Genomic DNA, 21,818 nt, shown 5'->3' with positions numbered 1-21,818 from the left:
GTCAGCCCTGCAGCAGCAGGCCCTTGCGCCAGACGTCGCCGCGCACGCTGTGCCAGGCCGACGGGCTGTAGACCCGGTCGACGCGGCTCTCCCCGCGCTCGTCGACCAGGATGATCAGCTGGCCGCCGGCGCCGACGTGGAAGCAGTAGGTGCCGGCCGGGAGGTCGGCATCGGAGAAGGTGGTGGAGCCGCCCGGGTTCGGCAGCCCGTTCAGGTCCACGTCGACGCTCATGCTCGCCCGCCCTCCCGCGGCTCCCGCTGGCCGCTGTGCGGCGGACGGTAACCGCTCCGGCGGGCTTTGGCGCGGCCGAGCCGCAGCCGGATCAGCCGGTACCCGGCGCCGGCGGCGAAGACGGCCAGCCCGGCGACGACGGCCGGCCAGGGCAGGGTGGCGACCAGCACCAGGCACCCGGTCGCCCCGGCCACCTGCAGTGCGCGCGGCCAGCGCCGCCGGTCGGGGGGCTGGGTGAACGCCGCGACGTTGGCGACGAAGTAGTAGAGCAGCACGCCGAACGACGAGAAGCCGATCGCGCCCCGGACGTCGACGGTGAGCACCAGGGCGCAGACGGCGACGGCCAGGGCGAGCTCGGCGCGGTGCGGCACGCGGAACCGCGGGTGGACCGCGGCCAGTGCGCGCGGCAGGTCGCCCTCGCGGGCCATGGCCAGCGCGGTGCGGCCGACACCCGCGACGAGCGCGAGCAGCGCCCCCAGCGCCGCCGCGGCGGCCCCGATCCGCACGACCGGCACGGCCCAGCCGGAGTCCCCGACCGCGGCCGCCAGCGGTGCCCGGGCCCCCGCCAGCCCCTCCGGCCCGATGACGGCGAGCGCGGTGACGGCGACGACCGCGTACACCGCCACCGCCAGGCCGAGGGCGAGCGGGACGGCGCGGGGGATGGTCCGTGCCGGGTCCCTGACCTCCTCGCCCATCGTCGCGATCCGCGCGTAGCCGGCGAAGGCGAAGAACAGCAGCCCGGCCGACTGCAGCACGCCGTACCAGCCGTCGGGCGGCGGCGCCCAGGCGGTGAGCCGGCCGAGGCCCTCGCCGCCTGCGAGGCTCGCCGCCACGACCACGGCCAGGGCCAGCAGGACGACGGTGACCAGCACGCGGGTCAGCCGCGCCGTGCGCGTGATGCCGCGGTAGTTGACCGCCGTCAGTACCAGCACCGCCGCCACCGCGGCCGGCCGCTGCCACTGCGCCGGGACGGCGTAGGCGGCGAAGGTGAGCGCCATCGCCGCGCAGCTCGCCGTCTTGCCGACGACGAACCCCCAGCCGGCGAGGAATCCCCACCACGGGCCGAGCCTCTCGCGGCCGTAGACGTAGGTGCCGCCGGAGGTCGGGTACTGCGCGGCCAGCTGCGCCGAGGAGGTCGCGTTGCAGTAGGCGACCGCCGCGGCGAGGGCCAGCCCGGCGAGCAGCCAGGTCCCCGCGGTGCGGGCGGCCGGCGCGAAGGCGGCGAAGACGCCGGCGCCGAGCATCGAGCCCAGCCCGATGAGCACCGCGTCGGCGGTGCCCAGCCGGCGGTCCAGCTGCGGGCCGGTGCTCACCGATCGGCCTCCCGGGTGGCGTGCGGTCCCTGTGCGAGGGTGGCCATCGTGTTCACGACGGCGACCGTGCTGCTGGCGATCGCCGTCGGTGTGCTCGGCCTCGGCGTCGGCGCGGTCGTCAACCGGGCCGCGGGCGCCTTCCCGTGGGAGGAGCGGCGTCTCGCCGAGCCCGCCGTCCGGCCGCCGTGGGTGGAGCTCGCCACCGGGCTGGTCCTCGGCCTGGTGACGCTGTGCCTTGGTCTGGTCTGGGAGCTGCCGGCCTTCCTGCTGCTCGCCGCCGTCGGGGTGCTGCTCGCCGTCCTCGACCTGCGGCACCGGCTGCTGCCGAACCGGGTGCTGCTGCCGGCGGGCGTCGCGGGGCTGGTGCTGCTGGCCGGCGCCGCCGCGGCGGAGGGGGAGTGGCCGTCGCTGCTGCGCGCCGTCCTCGGCGCCGTCGTCCTCTTCGCCGTCTTCCTCTTCCTGGCGCTGATCGCGCCGAGCGGGCTGGCGATGGGCGACGTGAAGCTGGCCGCGCTGCTCGGGCTGTACCTGGGCTGGCTGGGGTGGGAGGCGGTCGCGCTGGGGGGCGCGGCCGGCTTCGTCGTCCAGGCGCTGCTGGCGCTGGTGCTGCTGGCCACCCGACGCGTCGCGCTGCGCGGCGAACTGCCGTTCGGACCCGCGATGCTGATCGGCGCCGGGCTGGCCCTCGGCTGGACGACCTTCGCGGGATAGCGGTCACCCAGCGTCACCGCGGCCTCCGACCGGCTACCCGATCGTGTGGCGGAGGTCCCGCGCACGGCTGAAGAAGTTTCAGTTCGGCGCGAACCGGGCCGACGTCCCCTCCCGAGCCGCGACGACGGGTCACCCGACCCGGCCTGGCCGGCCGCCACCCCCAGGGAGCACCGCATGCACAAGGCCTACGCCACCTTCGTCACCCTCGCCGCCTTCGCCCAGGACCGGCTGAAGCGCGAGGAGAAGGGCGCCACCGCCGTCGAGTACGGCCTGATGGTCGGGCTGATCGCCGTCGTGATCATCGCCGCCGTCGTGATCCTCGGCAACAAGCTCAACGGCCTGTTCGAGCTGATCGGCACCAAGCTGCCCAGCGGTTCCACCCCGGCCCCGGCCGCCGGCTGACCTTCCTCATCGGCGCAGCGGCCCTTCCCCCGGAGGGCCGCTGCGCCGAGGCGCATCCGGACACGGCACCGAGGACTCGAGGAGGGAGGACGACCATGTGGCAGCGACTGCGGGAGCAACGCGGCGCCAGCGCGGTGGAGTTCGCCCTCATCGTGCCGCTGCTGATCGTCCTCGTGATCGGCATCGCCGAGTTCGGCCGCGCCTTCCAGGTGCAGAGCACGCTGTCGGCGGCCGCCCGCGAGGGCGTGCGCACGATGGCGCTGCAGAACGACCAGGCCAAGACCCGGGCCATGGTGCGCTCGGTCGCCTCGTCGCTCGACCCCGCGCTGACCGACGCGCAGATCGCCATCTCGCCGGCGTCCTGCCCGCTCGTCTACACCCCCGGGGCCTCGGTGCGGGTGACCATCACCTACCGCCACCCGTTCTTCACCGACTTCTTCGGCTCGGGCGTCCAGCTGACCGGCACGGGGGTCATGCGATGCAACGGCTGACCCGCCGGCTGCGCGCCCGCCTGGCCGAGGAGCATGGCGCCTCCGCCGTCCTCGTGGCGCTGCTGCTCGTGCCCATGCTGGGCTTCACGGCGATCGCGGTGGACATCGGCGCCGTCTACGCCGAGCGGGCCCGCCTGCAGGTGGCCGCCGACGCCGCTGCCCTGGCCGTGGCCCAGGACTGCGCCCGCGGCAACTGCGGGGACATGCTCGCGACGGCCTCGGCGCTGGTCGCGGCCAACGACCCCGACGTGAGCACCGCGCCGCCGGTGCTCTCGAACTCCCCGATGAGCGTCACCGTGACCGGCGGCAAGCCCACCGAGCACTGGTTCGCTCCCGTGATCGGCGTCGAGTCGACCCAGGTGTCGGCGACCGCGACGGTGGCCTGGGGCGCGCCCGGCGCCGGGACCGCGGTGCTGCCGGTCACCTTCTCCTGGTGCGAGTTCGAGCAGCAGACCCACGGCGGGCTGCCGTCCTCGACGACAGTGCACACCATCTACTTCACCAAGACCTCGAACACGGTCGGCTGCACGGGACCGTCCGACCTGGTCGTCCCCGGTGGATTCGCCTACATCGACACCGACCCCGGCCGGTGCCAGGCAACCAGCGCCCTCGACAACCGGATGACGTCGAAGACCGGCAACAGCGTGCCCTCCGACTGCTCGACGGCGGACTTCTCGGCGTGGGTGGGCCGCACCGTGCTGCTCCCGCTGTTCGACCTGGCCGGCGCCACCGGCAACAACGCCTGGTACCGGGTCTTCGGGTACGCCGCCTTCAAGATCACCGGCTACTCGCTGGGCGGTCAGTACAAGACCAGCCCGGCCCCCTGCGGCGGCAACGACCGGTGCATCAGCGGCTACTTCACCCGCTTCGTCGACCTGTCCGACCGCTTCACCTACACCGACGACGGTCCCGACCTCGGGGCCTCCATCCTCCGACTGATCAGGTAGGCCCTCCGTGAGACGCATCCTGGCCGCGCTGGCGGCGCTCGTGCTCGCCCTCGTGGGCACCGTGGTCCTGGTGGCCTACGTCCGCGGGGCGGACGCGCGCGCCCTGGCCGGCGTGCAGACCGTGTCCGTCCTGGTGGTCGACCAGGCCGTGCCGGCCGGCACGCCCGGTGACCAGCTCGCCGACCTGGTCCGCGCCGAGCTGCTGCCGGCGAAGGCCGTGGCCCCCGGCTCCGTCACCGACCTGGCGGAGCTCGCCGGGCTGGTCGCCACCGTCGACCTCCAGCCCGGCGAGCCGCTGCTCGCGGCCCGGTTCGCGGCACCGGACGAGCTGCGTGCCGCCGGCACGGTCGACGTGCCGCCGGGCGACCAGGAGCTCAGCGTGCTCCTCGAGCCGCAGCGCGCCGTCGGCGGACGGCTGGCGGCCGGGGACACCGTCGGCGTCTACGTCTCGATCGAGGGGTCGACGCATGCCGTGCTGCACGGCGTGCTGGTCACCCAGGTGCAGGGCGCGCCGGCCGCCGCGGTGACCGAGACCGCCGCGAGCGAGGACTCCGGCGCGTCGGCGCCGCCGTCGCAGAGCCTGATGATCACGTTCGCGGTCACCGCCGAGGAGGCCGAGCCGATCGTGTTCGGCATGGAGCACGGGACCGTCTGGCTCTCCCTCGAGCCCGACGGCGCCGACACCAGCGGCACCACCGTCATTTCCCCCGGCAACGTCTACACGGAGGTGTACCAGTGAGTCGCGTCGTGCTCGCGGCGGCGGGGGAGGACCTCGTCCTGCGCGTGAAGGAGGCCACGGACGGCGACCTGTCCGTGCTGCCGCCCGGGCGGCTGCCGGGCGACCCGGCGCGGCTGTTCGAGCAGCTCGTCGACGGCGAGCTGCCCGACGTGCTGGTGATCGGACCCGGCGCCCAGCCGGCCGAGGCGCTGTCCCTCGCCGCCCGGCTGGACGCGCAGGCGCCGGGCATCAGCGTCGTCCTGCTGACCGAGCCCCTGCCGGAGCTGTGGCAGGCGGCGATGCGCTCGGGCATCCGCGACCTGGTGCCCCCGGACGTCGACGTCGCCGCGTTGCGCGGCGCCATCGAGCGCGCGGCCGCGGCCGCCACCGGCCGGCGCCGGGTGCTCCGCCCGGTGACCGAGACCGCCCGTTACACCGGCCGGGTCCTCACGGTCGCCTCGCCGAAGGGCGGCGTGGGCAAGACGACGGTGTCGACCAACCTGGCGATCGGGCTGACCAAGGCCGCGCCGCAGTCGACGGTGCTGGTCGACCTCGACGTGCAGTTCGGGGACGTCGCGTCGGCGCTGGGGCTGGTGCCCGAGTACAGCCTGCCCGACGTCGTCCGCGGGCCGGCCAGCGAGGACACCATGGTCCTCAAGACCTTCCTCACCCAGCACCCGAGCGGCCTCTACGCGGTCTGCGGCGCCGAGTCGCCGGCCGCGGGCGACACCGTGACCGGCGAGGACGTGACCCGGCTGCTGGCCGCCCTCGCCCGCGAGTTCCGCTACGTCGTCGTCGACACCGCACCCGGCCTGTCGGAGCAGACGCTGGCCGCGCTGGACCGCGCCACCGACGTGGTGATGCTGACCAGCATGGACGTCCCCGCCGTCCGCGGGCTGCGCAAGGAGCTCGACGTGCTGCGCGAGCTGTGCATGATCCCGGCCGGCCGGCACGTGGTCATGAACTTCGCCGACCCGAAGGGCGGGCTGTCCGTCCGCGACGTCGAGACGACGATCGGCACCGGCGTCGATGTCGTCCTGCCCCGCTCGAAGGCGGCCCCCGCCTCCACCAACCGCGGCGTCCCGCTGCTGGAGGGCGGCAAGAAGGACCCGCTGGCCAAGGAGCTCAAGCGGCTGGTCGCCCGCTTCTCGGCGACGCCGATCATGAAGCCGAGCCGCTACCGCGCCAAGCACCGGGCGGCGTCGTGAACCTCGCCTCCCGGCTCGAGGCCGCCCGCGGCGGTCCCTCCCAGCCCGTCACAGCGGCCGTGCCCCCGCCGCGCCCCGCCGTCGCCGTTCCACCCCCGCCGCCGCCCATCGACGCGCTCACCCGGCTCAAGGACCGCGTGGGCAAGGCGCTGTTCGAGCGGATGGGCAGCCGGCTCTCCGACCCGACGCTGGCCGAGGAGCAGCTGCGCGCGCTGGTGCTCGCCGAGCTCGACGCCGTGGTCGAGGAGGAGAAGGTCCCGCTGTCCGGCGAGGAACGGCAGCGGCTCACCGCCGAGCTCGCCGACGACGTCCTCGGCCTGGGCCCGCTGCAGCGGCTGCTCGACGACCCGACGGTCACCGAGATCATGGTCAACGGCCCCGACATGGTCTACGTCGAGCAGGGCGGCAAGCTGGTGCGCACCGGCGTCCGCTTCACCGGCGAGGAGCACCTGCGCCGGGTCATCGACCGGATCGTCTCCCGGGTCGGACGGCGGATCGACGAGTCCTCCCCGCTGGTCGACGCCCGCCTGACCGACGGCTCCCGCGTCAACGCGATCATCCCGCCGCTGGCGTTCAGCGGGTCGACGCTGACCATCCGCAAGTTCTCGAAGGACCCGTTCACGGTCGAGGACCTGCTGAACTTCGGCACCCTCTCGCCGGAGATGGCCGAGCTGCTGCGCGCCTGCGTCGAGGCGCGGCTCAACGTGATCGTCTCCGGCGGCACCGGCACGGGGAAGACGACGCTGCTCAACGTGCTCTCGTCGTTCATCCCCGACGGCGAGCGGATCGTCACCATCGAGGACGCCGTCGAGCTGCAGCTGCAGCAGGAGCACGTCGTCCGCCTGGAGTCGCGGCCGCCGAACATCGAGGGCAGGGGCGCGGTGACCATCCGCGACCTGGTCCGCAACTCGCTGCGGATGCGGCCGGACCGGATCGTCGTCGGCGAGTGCCGCGGCGGGGAGTCGCTGGACATGCTCCAGGCGATGAACACCGGCCACGACGGGTCGCTGTCGACGGTGCACGCCAACTCGCCGCGCGACGCGATCGCGCGGCTGGAGACGCTGGTCCTGATGGCCGGCATGGACCTGCCGCTGCGCGCCATCCGCGAGCAGATCGCCTCGGCCGTCGACGTCGTCGTCCAGCTGACCCGGCTGCGCGACGGCACCCGGCGGGTCACCCACGTGACCGAGGTGCAGGGCATGGAGGGGGAGACGGTCACCCTGCAGGACGCCTTCCTCTTCGACTACTCCGCCGGCGTGGACCCCGCGGGCCGGTTCCTCGGCAAGCCGGTGCCCACCGGGGTGCGGCCGCGGTTCACCGACCGGTTCGCCGAGCTCGGCATCCAGCTCTCGCCGCGCGTGTTCGGCGCCGCCGAGCCGCCGCGGGCCCGGGGCTGGGCCTGATGACGGCACTGCTGGTCGTCGGCCTGGCCGCCGTGCTCGGCGCGCTGCTGCTGCTCACCCTCGTCGTGCTCCCGGCGCCGGCGAAGGTGCCGCTGGCGCGCCTGGACCCCTCGGTCGCCCCGCCGCCCTCGGCGCTCGCCGGCGCCGGCGCGGCGGCCGGCGCCGCGGTGGAGAAGGCGCTGACCAAGCGCGGCCGCCTCGCCTCCGGCACCGCCGCGCTGGAGCGGGCCGGCATCGGCACGTCGCTGCCGGACTTCGTGCTCGCCGTCGGGCTGGCCACCCTGGTCGCCGGCACCCTCGGCACGCTGCTGGGTGGTGTCCTGCTGGGCCTGCTGCTCGCCGTCCTGACGCCGCTGGGCGCCAAGCTGCTGCTGTCGGTCAAGGCGGGACGGCGGCAGGCGGCCTTCGCCGACCAGCTCGACGACTCGCTGCAGCTCATGGCCAGCAGCCTGCGCGCCGGGCACAGCCTGCTCCGCGCGGTCGACTCCGTCGCGCAGGAGGCGGCCGCCCCGACCTCGGAGGAGTTCACCCGGATCGTCGTGGAGACGCGGGTGGGCCGGGACCTCAACGCGGCCCTCGACGAGGTGGCCGCCCGCATGGGCAGCGACGACTTCACCTGGGTGGCGCAGGCGATCGCGATCCACCGCGAGGTCGGCGGCAACCTGGCCGAGGTGCTGGACGCGGTCGGCCACACCATCCGGGAGCGCAACGCCATCCGCCGCCAGGTCAAGGCGCTCTCGGCCGAGGGCAAGCTGTCGGCGGTCGTGCTGATGGCGCTGCCGTTCGGCATCGGCGGGTTCATCGGGGCGACCAACCCCGGCTACCTCGCCGGGTTCACCGAGAGCGTGGTCGGCTACGGGATGCTGGCGCTCGCCGGGCTGCTGCTCGTGGTCGGCGGGTTCTGGCTGAAGAAGATGGTGAGCATCCGGTTCTGATGAGCAGCCTGCCTCCCTCCGTGCTCGCCGCGGCCGGCGCCGTGGCCCTCGCCCTGCCGCTGTTCGGCTGGGCGCTGTTCACCCGCCCCGGCCGGGCCGCCGTCCAGGCCCGGGACAACCTGGTCCGCGGGCTGGACCCCGCGGGCGCCGCCGGCGCGCCCGCCCGCACCGGGCCCGGCGCCCTCGCCGGCCTGGCCCGCGCCCTGACGCCCGCGGGCACGGTCGACCGGATCAACCGGCTGCTCGGCACCGCCGGCCGGCCCGCCGCGTGGCCGCTCGGCCGGGTCGTCGCCGCCAAGATCGTCCTGGCCGCGGTCGCCGGCGCGCTCGGGCTGCTGCTCGTCTCGGCCCGGCCCGGCCTGCTGCTGGCGCTGGCCATGATCGCCGTCGCCGGCGTCGCCTACGTCGTCCCGGAGCTGCTCCTCTACAGCCGGGGACAGGAGCGCCAGCAGGCCATCGCGCTCGAGCTGGCCGACACCCTCGACCAGATGACGATCGCGGTCGAGGCCGGGCTGGGCTTCGAGGCCGCGATGGCCCGGGCCGGGCAGAACGGCAAGGGCGCGCTGGCCGAGGAGCTGGTCCGCACGCTGCAGGACATCGCCGTCGGCCAGCCCCGGCGGGAGGCCTACCTGGCGCTGGCCGAGCGCACCGGCGTCCCGGACCTGCGCCGGTTCATCCGCGCCGTCGTCCAGGCCGACGCCTACGGCATCTCCATCGCCGACGTGCTGCGCACCCAGGCCGCGGAGATGCGACTCAAGCGCCGGCAGCGGGCGGAGGAGAAGGCGATGCAGATCCCGGTCAAGGTGATCTTCCCGCTGATCCTCTGCATCCTGCCGACGCTGTTCATCGTGCTGCTCGGGCCCGCGGCCATGGACATCGTCGACGCCTTCAGCGGTCAGTGACGCCGACATCGGCGATCTCCCCCGCTTCCGGCCGCCGAAGCGGGCGAGATCGCCGATCTCGACGGGGGCTCAGCCGGTCGGGCGGGGCTGGGCGGGGTTGGTCGGGTCGCCGTGGGACGGCGGGTTCATCGCGGGGCCGCTGGTCGCCTCGGACACCTTCGACCCGCCGGCCGCGGGCTCGGGCGCCTCGGACGTGAAGTCGGCCGCGGGGTCGCCGCCGGAGGGCTGCGCGCCGTTCTGCAGCGCCTCGAGCCGGTGCCGCAGCACCTCGACGACGGGCAGCCGGTTGCCGTGCGCCCGCTCGTACTCCAGCAGGGTCTGCACGCCCGCCTCGTCCAGCGTGCGGATGCGCGACGTCAGCCCGCCGAGCGGCAGGTGGTCGTAGTCGGGCAAGGGCAGCGTGTCGTGCTCGGTCATGCCGACCGCCTACCCCTGCCCCCGGGATCCGACACGGCGTGTGAGGGGGCGATCGGTGGGTAGGCGGCGAGTCCGACGGGGTGTGCCGGTGCGCGCCCCGCGAAGTCGCCCCCCGAACCGATCCGAGGAGTTGTCCCCCCTCATGGACGTGTCGTTCCTGGAGACCGTCTTCAGCAGCCCCGGGCCCTACGCCACCGTGTGCGCCGACGTGACGCACACGAGCGAGAACGCCGACACCGAGCTGGACCTCCGCGTCCGGGCGGTCGCCGAGAAGCTGACCGAGCAGGGCGCGCCGGAGGCGGTCGTGGAGGCGGTGCGCGGCCGGCTGCTGGAGGGCAACGAGGGCGGCGTGGCCGGCACCCTGCGCGGCCGGGCCGTCGTCGTCGCCTCCGACGGGTCGGTCCTGCTCGACGAGGCGCTGGTCGACCAGCCGCGGCAGGAGGTCGCCGAGTGGTCGCCGCAGCCGGACCTGCTGTCGGTGCTGAGCCAGCTGCCGGGCCGCATCCCGCACATCGTCGTCGTCCTGGACCGGGTGGGCGCCGACATCACCGTGTCGGGTCTCGGCGGAGAGCCCGTCGAGGAGCAGGTCGACGGCGAGACCTTCCACATCCAGAAGGTCAAGGTCGGCGGCTGGGCGCACGACCACTGGCAGAACAGCGCCGAGGAGGCGTGGGACCGGAACGCCGAGCAGGTCGCCGCGCACATCACCTCCTACGTCCGGCGGCTCGGCGGCGTGAAGTTCGTGCTGGTCGCCGGCGACGTCCGGGCCCGCCAGCACCTCCTGGACAACGCCAGTGAGCTGTGGAAGGACCAGGTCGTGACCCTCGACGAGGGCGGCCGCGCGGCCGGTGCCGACCGCGAGCCGATCGACCGGCGCGCGGCCGAGCTGCTCGCCGAGCACGAGGCACACGAGCAGGCCCGGGCGGTCGAGCAGATCGAGGCGGCCTCGGCGCACGGCCTCTCGGTCACCGGGACGGCGCTGGTGGTCGAGGCGCTGCGGAAGAACCAGGTCGAGACCCTCGTCCTCGGCTCCCCGCAGGACGACGAGAAGCTCTTCGTCGGCGGGTCGCCGCTCGAGCTCGGCGTCGACCAGGCCGACCTGCAGGCGCTCGGCTCCCAGGAGACCCACTCGGTGCCGGCCGAGCGTGCGCTGCTCGCCGCGGCGGTGGCGACCAAGGCCGGCGTCGTCGTCGTCCCGCGGTCGGCGCTGCCCGGGGACATCCCGGTGGCGGCCGTCCTGCGGTACACCGACGCCTCGACCCCGGGTGGGGGCAACGCATGAGCGACCCGCACCAGCCGGCCACCGCGCCGGGCACCGGCCAGGCCGACCTCGACCGCCGCGCGGCGCTGGCCGAGCACCTCGGCAAGGAGGTGTGGCCGGCGGCCCGCGACGAGCTCATCGGGCGGGCCACCGAGAACAACGCGCCCGACGGCGTACTCGCCGACCTGCGCCGGCTCCCCGAGGGCCGGCAGTTCGAGAACGTGCAGGACGTCGCCCGGGCCCTCGGCCTGGGCACCGAGCAGCAGCGCTTCTGAGGAGGCCCGCATGACCACGCAGAAGGAGCCGAGCCCCGAGGCCCTGGCCAACGTCACCGAGGAGAACATCGAGACCCGCGCCCAGCTGCTCCCGGAGGAGAAGGACCTCCAGGGCAGCGGGATGGAGGAGGTCGCCGCCGAGGTGATCCTCGCCGAGTCCGAGGAGCGGACCGTGCACCCCGACCCGGACGACGCCCAGGGCGCGCACCGGCAGTCGGCGGAGACGGCGGACCAGCCCTGAGCTCGCGGCACGAGCACCCGGTCCAGCTGCGCTGGTCGGACCCGGACTCCTACGGGCACGTCAACCACGCCCGGGCGCTGAGCCTGTTAGAGGACGCCCGCCTGGCGCTGGCCGGTGAGGCCCCGGCGGCCGCCCCCGGGCGGCAGCCGGACGTCATCCTGGCTCGGCTCGAGGTCGACTACCTGCGCCAGCTGTACTACCGCGCCGGCGAGCGGCTGTGCGTGTCCAGCTGGATCACCCGCCTCGGCACGAAGTCCTTCACCATGCGCCAGGAACTGGTGCAGGACGGCCAGGTGGCGATCCGGCTGGACGCCGTCCTCGTCGTCTTCGACATCACGACCGACACCTCCCGCGCGCTGACCGACGAGGAACGCGCCTTCTGGGCGCGCTACCTGCAGGAATGACCGCGGCAGGCCGCGGGTAGGCCGCTCGTGATCACGAAGGGAGCGGTCATGCCGAAGACCACGAAGAACGGCACGGCGAAGAAGAGCGAGCTGCCCAGCACCCTGCGCCGTTCGCCGGCCAAGGCGCAGCGGACCTTCGCCAAGGCGCACGACTCCGCCGTCGACGAGTACGGCGACGAGCGGCGCGCCACCCAGGTCGCGTGGGCGGCGGTCAAGCACAGCTTCGAGAAGGTCGGCGACCACTGGGAGAAGAAGGCCGGTGGCAAGAAGGGCCCGTCCGACGCCCAGGCCGCCGGCGGCCGGAACACCGGGAAGAGGACCAAGGGCGGCGTGGACGCCAACGCGTCCAAGGAGCACCTGCTCGACGTCGCCAAGCGGCTGTCGATATCCGGCCGGACGAAGATGAAGAAGAAGGAGCTCGTCGACGCCATCCAGAAGGCGAACGACAAGAAGACCGCGGACGCCCGCAAGAAGAAGTGAGGCCGTCCCCGGCTGCTCAGGCGCCGGGGATGAGGATCAGCTCGGTCTGCCGGCCGTCGAGGTACTCGACCCCGCGGTCGGTGAGGGCGATGCCCTGCTCCAGCGCCATCCGCACCGTCTGGCCGCCCCACTCGGGCACCGTCACGCGCACGCAGAGCTCGAGCGCGTAGGCGGTGTCGGGGCGCAGCCGGCGCTCGCCGGTGCCCGGGACGCCGTCCTGCTGGTCCCACAGCCCGATCGCCGGGCCGGCGCCGTGCCCGTGGTAGCCGACCGGGTGCGAGTAGACGTCGCCGTCGAGGCCCTCGGCCGCCGCGGCCGCGCGGGCGGCGGCCAGCACCTCGTTGCCGGTGCGCCCGATCCGCAGCTCCGCCGTCGTCAGGTCCTGCATCCGGTTGCCCGCGGCCATCGCCGCCCGCAGCCCGGCCGGCGCTGCGGTCTCGCCGGGGCGGAGGACGTAGCCGTTGCGCTGGGTGTCGGTGGTCAGCCCGAGGCTGGACAGCCCGATGTCGCAGTGCACGAGGTCGCCGGGCTCGATGACGGCGTCGTAGGGGACGGCGGGCAGCGTCGTCCCCCGCTCCTCGACCAGCGGCACGCCGGCGCGCTGCAGGCCGACGGTCGGCTGGAACCACACGCCGACGCCCAGGTCGGCGAAGCGCTGCCGGATCCACCAGGCGACGTCGAGCGCGGTCGTGACGCCGACGGTGATCGCAGCGGGGGAGTAGGCCTCGGCGATGACCTGGTGCGCGAGCCGGTTGAGCGCGTGCAGGACGGCGATCTCCTCGGGCAGCCGGGTCTCCAGCCACCCGACCGCCAGTTCCTCCGCGGAGACCAGCCGGTCGGCATAGGGGCCCAGCGCCTCGGTGAGCTGCCGGTGCTCGGTGTGCGAGAGCCCGTCGGCGAGCGCGACGTCGGCCGAGACGTCGATGCCGATCCGCCGCGGCCGGGCCTGCTCCACGATCCGCCGGACCTCCGCCCACTGCGACTCCTCCGCAGGGACTCCGGCGTGCTCGTCCGGCGACCACGCCGCGAGGAACTGCCCGACCGGGTAGCGCGAGACCGCCGCGGCGGTGACGCCGTCGTCGCTGCGCTGCAGGGCCAGGATCGTGCGGCGCCGTGCCGAGAGCCAGGTCGCCGGGAGCAGCGTGGCCAGCACCGGGTCCTCGTTGTACTCGCGCCCGATCACCAGCCACAGGTCGATGCCCGCGCGGTCCATCAGCGCGGGCAGCAGGTCGAGCAGCCGCTGGGTGAGCCAGCGGTCGCGGACGTCGGCCTGCTCGCGCAGCGGCAGGGGCACCGTGCGCGTCGGGTCGGGCACGACGAGGGTCATGCCGACAGCGAAGCAGAGAACCGGCGATGCCACCGGTCGAGCTCAGCCACCGGTCGAGCTCAGCCACCGGTCGAGCTCAGCCACCGGTCGAGCTCGGCCACCGGTCGAGCTCAGGCGACGTCGCTCGCCGGGGTGTCGGCGAAGGGGTCGGCGGCGCGGGCCGGGCGGGGCTGCGGGACCAGCAGGGCCGCCACCCGGTCGCGGCCCTGCCGCTTGGCCTCGTACATCGCCGCGTCGGCCCGGTCGATCAGCCGCCACAGGCAGTCGCGGGGCTCCTCGCCGTCGACCGGCCAGGTCAGCGCGACGCCGATCGAGGCGGTCACCCCGTGCCCGGCGTCGGTGCGGCAGGCGGAGACCGCGGCGCGCAGCCGCTCGGCCAGCCGGCGGGCCTCGGCGGCGTCGCCGACCATGCCGAGCACGACCAGCTCCTCCCCGCCGGTGCGCGCCAGGACGTCGGCCGGCCGGACGTTCGCCGACAGTGCGCCGGCCACCGCCCGCAGCACGGCATCGCCGACGGCGTGACCGTGGGCGTCGTTGAGCCGCTTGAAGTGGTCGAGGTCGAGCACCATCGCGGCCACCCGGCGGCCGTCGCGGCGGGACTGCCGCCACACCCGCGGCGCCTGCTCCTCCAGGTAGCGGCGGTTGTACAGACCGGTCAGCGGGTCCATGACCGTGAGCGCCTGGGTCGCCTCGAGCAGCCGCTGGACGCGCCGGCGCAGGATGAACAGCCCGACGGCGGCGGCGTCGAGCATCCCGGCGTCGACGACGACCTGGAGGACCAGGCCCGTGGTGTCCTCGTAGCTGGTCCACATCGCCACCAGGACGGCGAGCGGGGTCACCAGCAGGTTGACCGCGAGCTGCCAGCGGCCGAGGAACCAGGCGGCGACGAACGCCGGGAACAGCAGCATCAGCGGCGTGGCGTAGCGGACGGCGTCCTCCACGCACAGCGCGACGACGACGTAGATCAGGTCCCCGAGCAGCACCAGCGCGAAGGTCTGCGCGCGGCTGGCCCGCCGGCGCGCCGCCAGTGCGACCGCCGTCGCCATGCAGAACAGCATCGTGCCGCCGTAGACCCACTCCTGGGCGCCCTCGTGGATCATGCCGTCGACGAAGAGGTTCACCGAGCCCATGAGGCCGCCGAGGAACAGCAGGACGGCGAGCGTCAGCGCGGCGACCCGGTGCTCCGGTCCCCGGCTCAGGGCGGCCAGCCCGGACCCGTGGTCCGCGTCCACCACCTGGCCCCCGTCCATCACCGGAGAGGATGCCGTACTTCTCGCGATCTGCGGGGGTTCCCGCGCGCCATCACCCGCGTGAGGGTCGCGCGGACGGCGGGTGGCGGGGCGACGTCCTCACCGGCTGCCACGGACGGGCGGGGATGCCAGGGTGTCGGACATGTCCCATCCCGATCCGTCGCTGGTCGACGTCCGCACCTTCGCCGACCACCCGTTGGTCGCCAACGGGCCCACCAGCTCGCTGCGCATGGTCGCCACCGGAGCCGTGACCAACGGGCGTTACGGCCTGGTGGAGTACCGCGTCGCGCCCCGCTCGGCCGGCGCGCCGCCGCACTACCACCAGACGTTCTCCGAGTCGTTCTACGTGCTCACCGGGGAGCTGACGGTCTACGCCAACGGCTCGTGGCAGCCCTACCGGCCCGGGGACTACGCGCTGGTGCACGAGACCGGCGTGCACGGCTTCCGCAACGACGGGGACGAGGAGACGTCGTTCCTCATCCTGTTCGCGCCCGGCATCGCCCGGGAGAACTTCTTCGCCGAGGTGGCGGAGCTGCGCAACAGCGGCCGCAGCCCCGCGGACCTGAGCCCCGAGGAGCGGACGGCGTTCTACGCCCGGCACGACCAGGTGAACGTGGACATCTGAACCGTGGAGGCCCGGGGACGGCTCGGGCGTTCTGCGCCGAGTCGAGAGGAGACCGTCGATGGCCGAGGGTCCTTGGTTCTTCTGCCTCAAGCACCACACCGTCGAGCGGCTACCGTGGTCCTTCCACCTGGACGAGCAACAGGATAGCGGAGCAAGGCTAAGGGTGATCGGACGGAACCCGGCGCGACTGAATCTAGGTGCCAGCACATGTCTACCCGATGCCCCCCTGACGTCGTGAGCAACTTGGAGATCTGATGAGCGAGGACGGCCAAACTCAAGCGCCCATGCGCTTTTGGGACTACCTCTACCTGGACGTGAATCGCCTGGAGGACTATTGGTCGCGGTTCGATCAGGGCAATGCCGAGAGCGTGCGCGAGATGGTGCGCCTGGCAAGTGAGGTAGAGAGAACAGGGGAGCTTTCGCCCAGACTAGGGGAAGAGCCGTCAAATGGCGGTAAGCGTCATCACGAGTTGGTAAGGGAAAGAGTTCTAACCATCACTGCTAAGCACTCATTCTCTAGGCTCTACGACAAGCTTGAACCGCACATGTTGCGTCTTGGGTCGGACGTGACTATTGCTCAGTGTTCTAGGGGTACCCTCGTTGAAGTGACTCGAAACTTCGAGCCTTCTCCGGTGACGCAGATGCTCGAATCGCTATTCGAGCTGATGGAGATGATGCAGGGGCTTGGAAGTCTCGGTGTTTCAGGCGTCTCAATCGACCCCGAGGCCCGCGAAGCGATGGCGGCCATGTCCCTACTGTTCCGCGCCGAAGGCAGCGACGAGCGAGGGGTTCCGATGCTAAGTCGGGGCTCCGATGAGGCCGAGCTCTCTATCCTCTGTGTTGTTGAGCCCCGATACCTTCTGGTGGACAGAGAAGACTTTGATGGAGAAATGACCCTGTTAGGCAAGGTGCAGCAGCAAGTAAGGGGAGGGCAAACACTCGACCTCTTGGAATACCTCAAAGTCTTACCTCGCACCCTGCGACGCAATCGTGCGCAGACTGGAGGTTTGCGAGACGCTATTCTAAAGCTTTTTGAGACGTGGCCCGATGAGTTGGGCGGTGCCGTTGACCCCGACTCGCTCGTATTACATGGCCCCGCGATTGTTGTGAGCCCCTTGGCGGTCTACAGTTGATCCTGCTCGCAGGTAGCGGCCAATCGTCTAACGCCTCGTCAAGTGTGTCTCCCTGGCTTCCCCTGACCGTGAGCCTATTGGCACTCCTGTTCACAATCATCAGCTTCTGGTGGATAAATCTTCGCCGAGGCAGACTCAGGGTTGGCTATCCCCGAACATTCGGGGCGACCAGCGCTCGTCAGGGCGAGCCGCAGGTGCTTCTTCCTCTAACCCTGCGCAACACCGGCCCGGTTGCCCTAGGCGTCAGAGCCTTGCGACTCAGTCTTGCGCAAGGTGATCAGAGTGTCGTACTGCACCACGTTAGAACCCGGTCTGCAATGAAGTTGGACAATGCAACAGTGGATTTTGCCACAAACTTCGTCGTTGACGGTCGCCAGACGATCTTACGGTTTTCAGAATTTGAAGGACCGGCGGGGTTTCGGTTTCGTGCGGGGGTCGTGGAGGCTGAGTTGGACGTGCTATATGAGGAAGATAGGAAGTGGATTCAACTTCGAGCCTTTCGGCTGGCGATCACCGAGAATGCTGCTGCTACCATCCCAACGGCCTTCATCACCTATGACAACGCTGCGACTCTGCCAGAATAGTGCTGCGCCACCGAAAGGACGGTGCTAGGTCCGGTTGCTGCAGCAGTAGTTCGTCTGCTTTATGGAAGGGCGCCTTGAGGCAACGACCCTCATAGCGCGATGTCAAACAAGTTCGTCCTAGTCGTCGGAAGTTGAACGTGCACACCAATCCGCTTGAGGTAATTGCCTGTGCCTAATGGCACTCCCATTTAGTGAGCCTAGGCCCCGGCATCCTGAATCTATTTACGCCCTCCGCTTCGTGACCTTGGATCTAGATGCTGTTCGACCACGCGTAGATGGTCATCATCAAAGCATCTCTCCGTCGATCGCTAGCTCGTAGTTGTGACAAAGAGCCAATCCGTTGCCCTACGTTCCCCGGGCATCGGCGTAGGTGTTCGTCGTGGTCGACAACTCTGAGTGCCTAAGTCGGCGGGACACCATAGCGATGGAAACGCCGCGGGGCTAACGACGTCGTGGCGTAGAAGTGCCTGGGAAGGTGCGGGCTCAGGTCCAGCCCCGGTTTCCGTCCAGCTCGCTTGATGCCTTGGCGGACAGCGCCTGAGTTGTCTGTGTCCCTGAGAGCCGCTACAAGGGTCGAAGCCAGTGACGGAGAGTTGCAACACGTTCAGCCAGGCTTGTGGGCGCTAAGCGGGCACGCGGTGTCGGTCCGGCGTGGTGTTAGGGTCTAGACCTGTCGGTTAACGGTCAATCGGTCGCCGCCCTGTTGCGAGTTGGCCATGGCGCACGTTTTTCCTAATCGTAGGCCGCCGTAGGCCATGAGCAGTTCACGTGTCTCGTACTTAATCAGCATCAGCGCCAGGCGCAGGGAGTCCCCGTCCGGCAGGCTGGTATATCGCTTGGGTAGCGGATTGGTGACGTGAACCTTCACTCCTAGTGCCGACCGGGTGGCCATGGCCACCGACCTTCTGACACTAATCTTGTCGATAGCTGGCAGTCGTGTCTCAATCTTTTCTCTTGTCAGGGAGTCAGCCATTACGACCAGCACGGTTGAAGAGGTTTTTAGGCGTATACGGCGATTGCCGTAGATCCCTTTTGCTGGTGCCCTCAAAGGCCGAGTTCCGATTTCCACGGTGCGTGTACCTTCCGCTGTGACGCTGTAAGGAACACCACAGTTGGGAGACCGTCAATGGCCGAGGGTCCTTGGTTCTTCTGCCTCAAGCACCACACCGTCGAGCCGCGGGACGGCTGCGCCGAGCGGCACCGGCTGGGCCCGTACGCGACCCGCGAGGAGGCCGAGCACGCGCTGCAGTCGGTCGCTGAGCGCGAGGAGCGCCTGACCGCCGAGGACCGCAGGTGGGAGGGCGACTGACGCACCCGGCATGATGCGGCCCGGGACGTCGCGGTGGCGCCCCGGGAAGGGGAGACGTGACGAGCGGACGCGCGGTCGAGGAACTCGTCGTCGGGGTGCTGGGCGGCACCGGTCCGCAGGGCCGGGGGCTGGCGGTGCGGCTGGCCGCGGCCGGGCAGCGCATCCTCCTGGGCTCGCGGGACGCCGGCCGGTGCGGCGAGATCGCCGCGCAGGTGGCCGAGCGGGCGGGCACCTTCGCAGGGGCGGAGGTCTCCGTGCAGGGCGGCACCAACGCCGACGTGGCCGGCGCGGCGGACCTGGTGATCGTCGCGGTGCCCTTCGGCGGGCACGCCGACACCCTGCGGCCGCTGGCCGCGCCGCTGGCCGGCAAGGTGGTCGTGGACTGCGTGGTGCCGATGGGCTTCGACGAGCTCGGCGCCCACGTCATCGACGTGGCGGAGGGCAGCGTCGCCCAGCAGGCCGCCGCGCTGCTGCCCGATTCCACCGTGGTGGGGGCGTTCCACCACCTGTCCGCGGTGCTGCTGGAGGACCTGGCCCGCCCGACCCTGGACGGCGACGTGATGGTGGTCGGGGACGACCGGGCGGCCACCGATCTGGTGCAGGCGCTGGCCGGGCGGCTGCCGGGGATGCGCGGGATCTACGCCGGGCGGCTGCGCAACGCCCGTCAGGTCGAGGCGCTGACGATCAATCTGGTGTCGGTCAACCGCCGGTACAAGGCGCACGCCGGAGTGCGCATCACCGACGTCTGAAGAAGGACCCCGATCCCCTCACCCCTCGCAAGCTCGGGGCGAGCCCCTGAACGGGGCCGGACGGGAAACGGGAGTCAGGCCGTCGAACCGCCCCGCGGTGCCAGACTGAGCCCGTGCTCCTGGCGACCGCGGTCGCGGTGGCGCACGGCGCCGCCGTCCTGTTCATGCTGTGCGGGGCACTGCTCGCCCTCCGCTGGCGGGGGCTGGCGTACGTGCACGCGCCGGTCGCGCTGGCGATCCTGGCGGTCAACCTGGCCGGGGCCGCGTGCCCGCTCACCACGCTCGAACTGGCGCTGCGCACCGATGCCGGGGCGTCGGATTACTCCGGCGGCTTCCTCGGCCACTACCTGTTCGCGCCGCTCGGGCTCGACGTGCACGACCCCGTCGTGCAGGTCGGCATGTACACGGTCGCGCTCGGCCTGAACGTGGTCGGCTACGGCCTGCTCGCGGTGCGGGCCGCCCGGCGGTCCGAGCCGGTGGGGTAGCGGGCCAGGAACGCGGCGAGCGCGTCGGCCACCGCCGCCGGCGCGGCCAGCTGCAGCAGGTGCGACGGCACGTCGACGACCTCGGCCGCGCAGCGGGGGATCCGGGCGGCGAGGAAGGCGTGCGTCTCGGCGAACCCGGGCCAGGGGTCGCCGTCGTGGGTGAGCGTCAGGACCGGCAGGTCGATCCGCGCCAGGTCCTGCGGCCCGAGCGGCCAGTCCTGCAGCGCCGGCAGCTCGCTGCCGAACGCCGTCGCGGCGTCGCGCACCACCGCCGGCCACGACCCCGGCAGGGCGCGCTCGAGGGCCTCCCGGTACCCGGGACCGAACGCCGAGGTCAGCCAGGCGTCGACGGCGCCCTCGGCGTCCCCGGCGGCGAACCGGGGAAGGGCCGTGCGCACCGTCGCCTCGACCCCGGCGGCGGCCTCCAGGGACAGCGCGAACCCGAGCAGCGGCTCCAGCAGGGCGAGGGAGGCGACGCGGTCCGGGAAGTCCAGGGCGGTCTGCAGGGCGACGTCCGCGCCGAGGGAGTGCCCGACGAGGTGCACCCGGTCGATGCCGAGGTGGTCCAGCACCGCGACGGCGTCCCGCGCCAGCCGGGCCATGCCGACGGGGCCGCCGGCGCCACTGCTGCGTCCGTACCCGCGGCGGTGGTACAGCACGAGCCGGAAGGCGGCGAGCGCCGGCTGGTCGAGCAGCGGCAGCATGCCGTCGGCGACGAACCCGGGGTGCATCAGCAGCACGGGCTCGCCGGCGCCCTGCTGCCGGTAGGCCAGTCGGCCGCCCTCGACCTCGACGTCGTCCACGGCAGCGCCCCTCTCAGTGCCACCCGACCGGCGGGTCGGCTCCCGCGCCGGTCGGGCGACATCGCAAGTGCGGCGCCGCGACGGCCGGCGGATCAGCGCCCGGGGCGGCTCGCCGCCAGCTCGGCCAGGACCGGTATCAGCTCGGCGGGGTGCGGCATGGCGGCCATCTCCGCCGCTACCTCGCGGGCGGCCGCGGCCAGGCTCGCGTCGGTGACCAGGCGCTCCAGCAGGGCGGGGGAGAGGTCGCCCAGGTCGGCGGCCAGGCCCGCCCCGCGGGCGGCGACCAGATCGGCGTTGACCCGGCGGTCGCCGGCGCCGCGGACGACCAGCTGCGGCACCCCGGCGGCCAGCGCGGTCAGCACGGTGCCCGCGCCGCCGTGGTGCACGATGCCGGCCGCGGCGGGCAGCACGGTGGGAAAGGGCAGCCAGTCGGTCATCTGGACGTTCGGCGGCAGCTGTCGCTTGCCCACCCAGCGGTCCGGCCGGACCAGGACGACGTCGAGGTCGGTGCCCGCGGCCGCGTCGACCACCGTGCTCATCAGCCGGTCACGCCGGGGATCGGCGACGGTGCTGCGGCTGACCAGCACCCGCGGCCGGTCACCCGGGCGGGCGAACTCCGCCGGGTACGGGCGCTCCGCGGTGGCGGGCACGAAGCGCATCGCCCGCCCGCGGCGAGGCCCGACCAGGCTCGGCGGCGCGGTGGTGAGGATCTCGGCCGGGGGCGGGATCGGCCCGGCGGCCCAGCGGTAGGCGGTGACGAGGGACGCGACCTGCTGCTCGGCGTCGAACAGCGAGTGCTCCACCACGACGGCGGGCACTCCCCGCCGGGCCGCGGCGTCCGCGGCGGCGACGGCGAACGGCTCGTGCACGACGAGGTCCGGCCGGGTCCGTGCGGCGAGGGCGTCGACGCCGTCGGCCATCCGCGCGTTGACCGGCGCCCACAGGAGCCCGATGTCGCGCGGGTCATCGCGGCCGGCTGCTGCGGCGCGGGCCTTCCTCGGGTGCCGCGCGGCGAAGCGCAGCATCAGCGGGAACAGGCGCAGGCCCGGCGCGACGTCGGCCGCGGCGAGCTGCGGCGGGCACACCGCTCGTGCGTCGCCGCAGGTGGCGAGGGTGACGTCGTGCCCGGCCGCCTCCAGCGCCGCTGCCAGCGGGAGCAGCGGCAGCAGGTGCCCGGGAAGGGGCGTGGCGACGACGAGGGCACGCACGGCCG

General features: G+C 72.7%; 28 protein-coding genes. 20 read left to right on the top strand and 8 right to left on the bottom strand.

Going from position 1 to position 21,818, the window contains the following annotated elements; genetic code table 11:
* Position 1: 1 nt before the first annotated feature.
* Both ACWIYF_RS17345 and ACWIYF_RS17340 read right to left on the bottom strand, forming a co-directional pair.
* Positions 2-232 (bottom strand): hypothetical protein, encoded by a 231-nt coding sequence (locus tag ACWIYF_RS17345; RefSeq protein WP_448624076.1) that lies wholly within the window; start codon positions 230-232, stop codon positions 2-4.
* Positions 229-1,545: an APC family permease gene (locus ACWIYF_RS17340; protein WP_448624075.1), complete on the bottom strand. Its 1,317-nt coding sequence runs from the start codon at positions 1,543-1,545 to the stop codon at positions 229-231. The genes ACWIYF_RS17345 and ACWIYF_RS17340 overlap by 4 nt, the downstream gene beginning before the upstream one ends.
* A gap of 48 nt (positions 1,546-1,593) precedes the next feature.
* On the opposite strand from ACWIYF_RS17340, the gene ACWIYF_RS17335 reads away from it, so the two are divergent.
* The 9 genes from ACWIYF_RS17335 (at position 1,594) to ACWIYF_RS17295 (ending at position 9,262) form a co-directional block, all read left to right on the top strand.
* Complete coding sequence (locus tag ACWIYF_RS17335) at positions 1,594-2,256, top strand: prepilin peptidase (protein WP_448624074.1); 663 nt, start codon at positions 1,594-1,596, stop codon at positions 2,254-2,256.
* 174 nt (positions 2,257-2,430) lie between these two features.
* Entirely contained in the window at positions 2,431-2,658 is a 228-nt protein-coding gene (locus ACWIYF_RS17330) for a Flp family type IVb pilin (protein WP_448624073.1), read from the top strand.
* A 95-nt stretch (positions 2,659-2,753) separates the two neighbouring features.
* Positions 2,754-3,149 (top strand): TadE/TadG family type IV pilus assembly protein, encoded by a 396-nt coding sequence (locus ACWIYF_RS17325; protein ID WP_448624072.1) that lies wholly within the window; start codon positions 2,754-2,756, stop codon positions 3,147-3,149.
* Positions 3,137-4,096 carry a pilus assembly protein TadG-related protein gene (locus tag ACWIYF_RS17320; RefSeq protein WP_448624071.1) on the top strand — a complete coding sequence of 320 codons (960 nt, stop codon included), beginning with the start codon at positions 3,137-3,139 and terminating at the stop codon, positions 4,094-4,096. Before ACWIYF_RS17325 ends, ACWIYF_RS17320 begins: the two co-directional genes overlap by 13 nt.
* Before the next feature lie 7 nt (positions 4,097-4,103).
* Positions 4,104-4,835, top strand: coding sequence for a Flp pilus assembly protein CpaB (gene cpaB, locus ACWIYF_RS17315; RefSeq protein ID WP_448624070.1), 732 nt, complete (start codon positions 4,104-4,106; stop codon positions 4,833-4,835).
* A complete protein-coding gene (locus tag ACWIYF_RS17310) occupies positions 4,832-6,022 on the top strand; it encodes an AAA family ATPase (protein WP_448624069.1) in 1,191 nt (396 codons plus the stop codon). The genes cpaB and ACWIYF_RS17310 overlap by 4 nt, the downstream gene beginning before the upstream one ends.
* Positions 6,019-7,425, top strand: coding sequence for a CpaF family protein (locus ACWIYF_RS17305; protein ID WP_448624068.1), 1,407 nt, complete (start codon positions 6,019-6,021; stop codon positions 7,423-7,425). The genes ACWIYF_RS17310 and ACWIYF_RS17305 overlap by 4 nt, the downstream gene beginning before the upstream one ends.
* Positions 7,425-8,360: a type II secretion system F family protein gene (locus ACWIYF_RS17300; RefSeq protein WP_448624067.1), complete on the top strand. Its 936-nt coding sequence runs from the start codon at positions 7,425-7,427 to the stop codon at positions 8,358-8,360. Before ACWIYF_RS17305 ends, ACWIYF_RS17300 begins: the two co-directional genes overlap by 1 nt.
* Positions 8,360-9,262, top strand: coding sequence for a type II secretion system F family protein (locus ACWIYF_RS17295; RefSeq protein ID WP_448624066.1), 903 nt, complete (start codon positions 8,360-8,362; stop codon positions 9,260-9,262). Before ACWIYF_RS17300 ends, ACWIYF_RS17295 begins: the two co-directional genes overlap by 1 nt.
* 69 nt (positions 9,263-9,331) lie before the next feature.
* Here the strand turns inward: ACWIYF_RS17295 and ACWIYF_RS17290 are convergent, their stop codons facing one another.
* Positions 9,332-9,679 carry a hypothetical protein gene (locus ACWIYF_RS17290; protein WP_448624065.1) on the bottom strand — a complete coding sequence of 116 codons (348 nt, stop codon included), beginning with the start codon at positions 9,677-9,679 and terminating at the stop codon, positions 9,332-9,334.
* A 142-nt stretch (positions 9,680-9,821) separates the two neighbouring features.
* Between ACWIYF_RS17290 and ACWIYF_RS17285 the strand changes: the two genes are divergently transcribed.
* The 5 genes from ACWIYF_RS17285 to ACWIYF_RS17265 are packed head-to-tail and all read left to right on the top strand — an operon-like array spanning position 9,822 to position 12,340.
* Positions 9,822-10,961 carry a baeRF2 domain-containing protein gene (locus tag ACWIYF_RS17285; RefSeq protein WP_448624064.1) on the top strand — a complete coding sequence of 380 codons (1,140 nt, stop codon included), beginning with the start codon at positions 9,822-9,824 and terminating at the stop codon, positions 10,959-10,961.
* Positions 10,958-11,215: a DUF2795 domain-containing protein gene (locus ACWIYF_RS17280; protein ID WP_448624063.1), complete on the top strand. Its 258-nt coding sequence runs from the start codon at positions 10,958-10,960 to the stop codon at positions 11,213-11,215. Before ACWIYF_RS17285 ends, ACWIYF_RS17280 begins: the two co-directional genes overlap by 4 nt.
* Positions 11,216-11,225: 10 nt before the next feature.
* Positions 11,226-11,456, top strand: coding sequence for a hypothetical protein (locus ACWIYF_RS17275; protein ID WP_448624062.1), 231 nt, complete (start codon positions 11,226-11,228; stop codon positions 11,454-11,456).
* Positions 11,453-11,860, top strand: a complete 408-nt coding sequence (locus tag ACWIYF_RS17270; RefSeq protein WP_448628764.1) for an acyl-CoA thioesterase — start codon at positions 11,453-11,455, stop codon at positions 11,858-11,860. Before ACWIYF_RS17275 ends, ACWIYF_RS17270 begins: the two co-directional genes overlap by 4 nt.
* 48 nt (positions 11,861-11,908) lie before the next feature.
* Positions 11,909-12,340 (top strand): ChaB family protein, encoded by a 432-nt coding sequence (locus ACWIYF_RS17265; RefSeq protein ID WP_448624061.1) that lies wholly within the window; start codon positions 11,909-11,911, stop codon positions 12,338-12,340.
* A 16-nt stretch (positions 12,341-12,356) separates the two neighbouring features.
* On the opposite strand, the gene ACWIYF_RS17260 is transcribed toward ACWIYF_RS17265, so the two are convergent.
* Positions 12,357-13,667 (bottom strand): M24 family metallopeptidase, encoded by a 1,311-nt coding sequence (locus ACWIYF_RS17260; protein ID WP_448624060.1) that lies wholly within the window; start codon positions 13,665-13,667, stop codon positions 12,357-12,359.
* A gap of 110 nt (positions 13,668-13,777) precedes the next feature.
* Positions 13,778-14,917, bottom strand: coding sequence for a diguanylate cyclase (locus ACWIYF_RS17255; RefSeq protein ID WP_448624059.1), 1,140 nt, complete (start codon positions 14,915-14,917; stop codon positions 13,778-13,780).
* Positions 14,918-15,059: 142 nt separating this feature from the next.
* Here ACWIYF_RS17255 and ACWIYF_RS17250 point away from each other — a divergent pair, with 142 nt between their 5' ends.
* The 3 genes from ACWIYF_RS17250 to ACWIYF_RS17240 all read left to right on the top strand — a co-directional run bounded on the left by ACWIYF_RS17250 (position 15,060) and on the right by ACWIYF_RS17240 (position 17,259).
* Positions 15,060-15,542, top strand: a complete 483-nt coding sequence (locus tag ACWIYF_RS17250) for a cupin domain-containing protein (RefSeq protein WP_448624058.1) — start codon at positions 15,060-15,062, stop codon at positions 15,540-15,542.
* A gap of 254 nt (positions 15,543-15,796) precedes the next feature.
* The gene (locus ACWIYF_RS17245) at positions 15,797-16,675 is read left to right on the top strand and encodes a DUF6414 family protein (RefSeq protein ID WP_448624057.1); all 879 of its coding nucleotides are present in this window, start codon (positions 15,797-15,799) and stop codon (positions 16,673-16,675) included.
* Positions 16,676-16,992: 317 nt separating this feature from the next.
* Positions 16,993-17,259, top strand: a complete 267-nt coding sequence (locus ACWIYF_RS17240; protein ID WP_448624056.1) for a hypothetical protein — start codon at positions 16,993-16,995, stop codon at positions 17,257-17,259.
* Between the two features lie 664 nt (positions 17,260-17,923).
* Here ACWIYF_RS17240 and ACWIYF_RS17235 read toward each other — a convergent pair.
* Positions 17,924-18,151, bottom strand: a complete 228-nt coding sequence (locus tag ACWIYF_RS17235; protein WP_448624055.1) for a hypothetical protein — start codon at positions 18,149-18,151, stop codon at positions 17,924-17,926.
* Positions 18,152-18,385: 234 nt separating this feature from the next.
* Between ACWIYF_RS17235 and ACWIYF_RS17230 the strand changes: the two genes are divergently transcribed.
* The 3 genes from ACWIYF_RS17230 (at position 18,386) to ACWIYF_RS17220 (ending at position 19,802) form a co-directional block, all read left to right on the top strand.
* Positions 18,386-18,568, top strand: a complete 183-nt coding sequence (locus ACWIYF_RS17230; RefSeq protein ID WP_448624054.1) for a hypothetical protein — start codon at positions 18,386-18,388, stop codon at positions 18,566-18,568.
* 56 nt (positions 18,569-18,624) lie between these two features.
* Positions 18,625-19,317, top strand: coding sequence for an NADPH-dependent F420 reductase (gene npdG, locus ACWIYF_RS17225; RefSeq protein ID WP_448624053.1), 693 nt, complete (start codon positions 18,625-18,627; stop codon positions 19,315-19,317).
* 113 nt (positions 19,318-19,430) lie between these two features.
* Positions 19,431-19,802, top strand: a complete 372-nt coding sequence (locus tag ACWIYF_RS17220; RefSeq protein ID WP_448624052.1) for a DUF2784 domain-containing protein — start codon at positions 19,431-19,433, stop codon at positions 19,800-19,802.
* On the opposite strand, the gene ACWIYF_RS17215 is transcribed toward ACWIYF_RS17220, so the two are convergent.
* Together ACWIYF_RS17215 and ACWIYF_RS17210 are read right to left on the bottom strand one after the other, a co-directional pair.
* Entirely contained in the window at positions 19,751-20,605 is an 855-nt protein-coding gene (locus ACWIYF_RS17215; protein ID WP_448624051.1) for an alpha/beta fold hydrolase, read from the bottom strand. The two genes, ACWIYF_RS17220 and ACWIYF_RS17215, sit on opposite strands and share 52 nt — an antisense overlap.
* A gap of 92 nt (positions 20,606-20,697) precedes the next feature.
* Entirely contained in the window at positions 20,698-21,813 is a 1,116-nt protein-coding gene (locus ACWIYF_RS17210; RefSeq protein WP_448624050.1) for a glycosyltransferase, read from the bottom strand.
* Positions 21,814-21,818: the final 5 nt, after the last annotated feature.

It is taken from the genome of Geodermatophilus sp. URMC 64 (assembly GCF_053502555.1).
The sequence above is the reverse complement of the archived record's forward strand: the minus strand, read 5'-3'. Positions and strand labels throughout refer to the sequence as shown.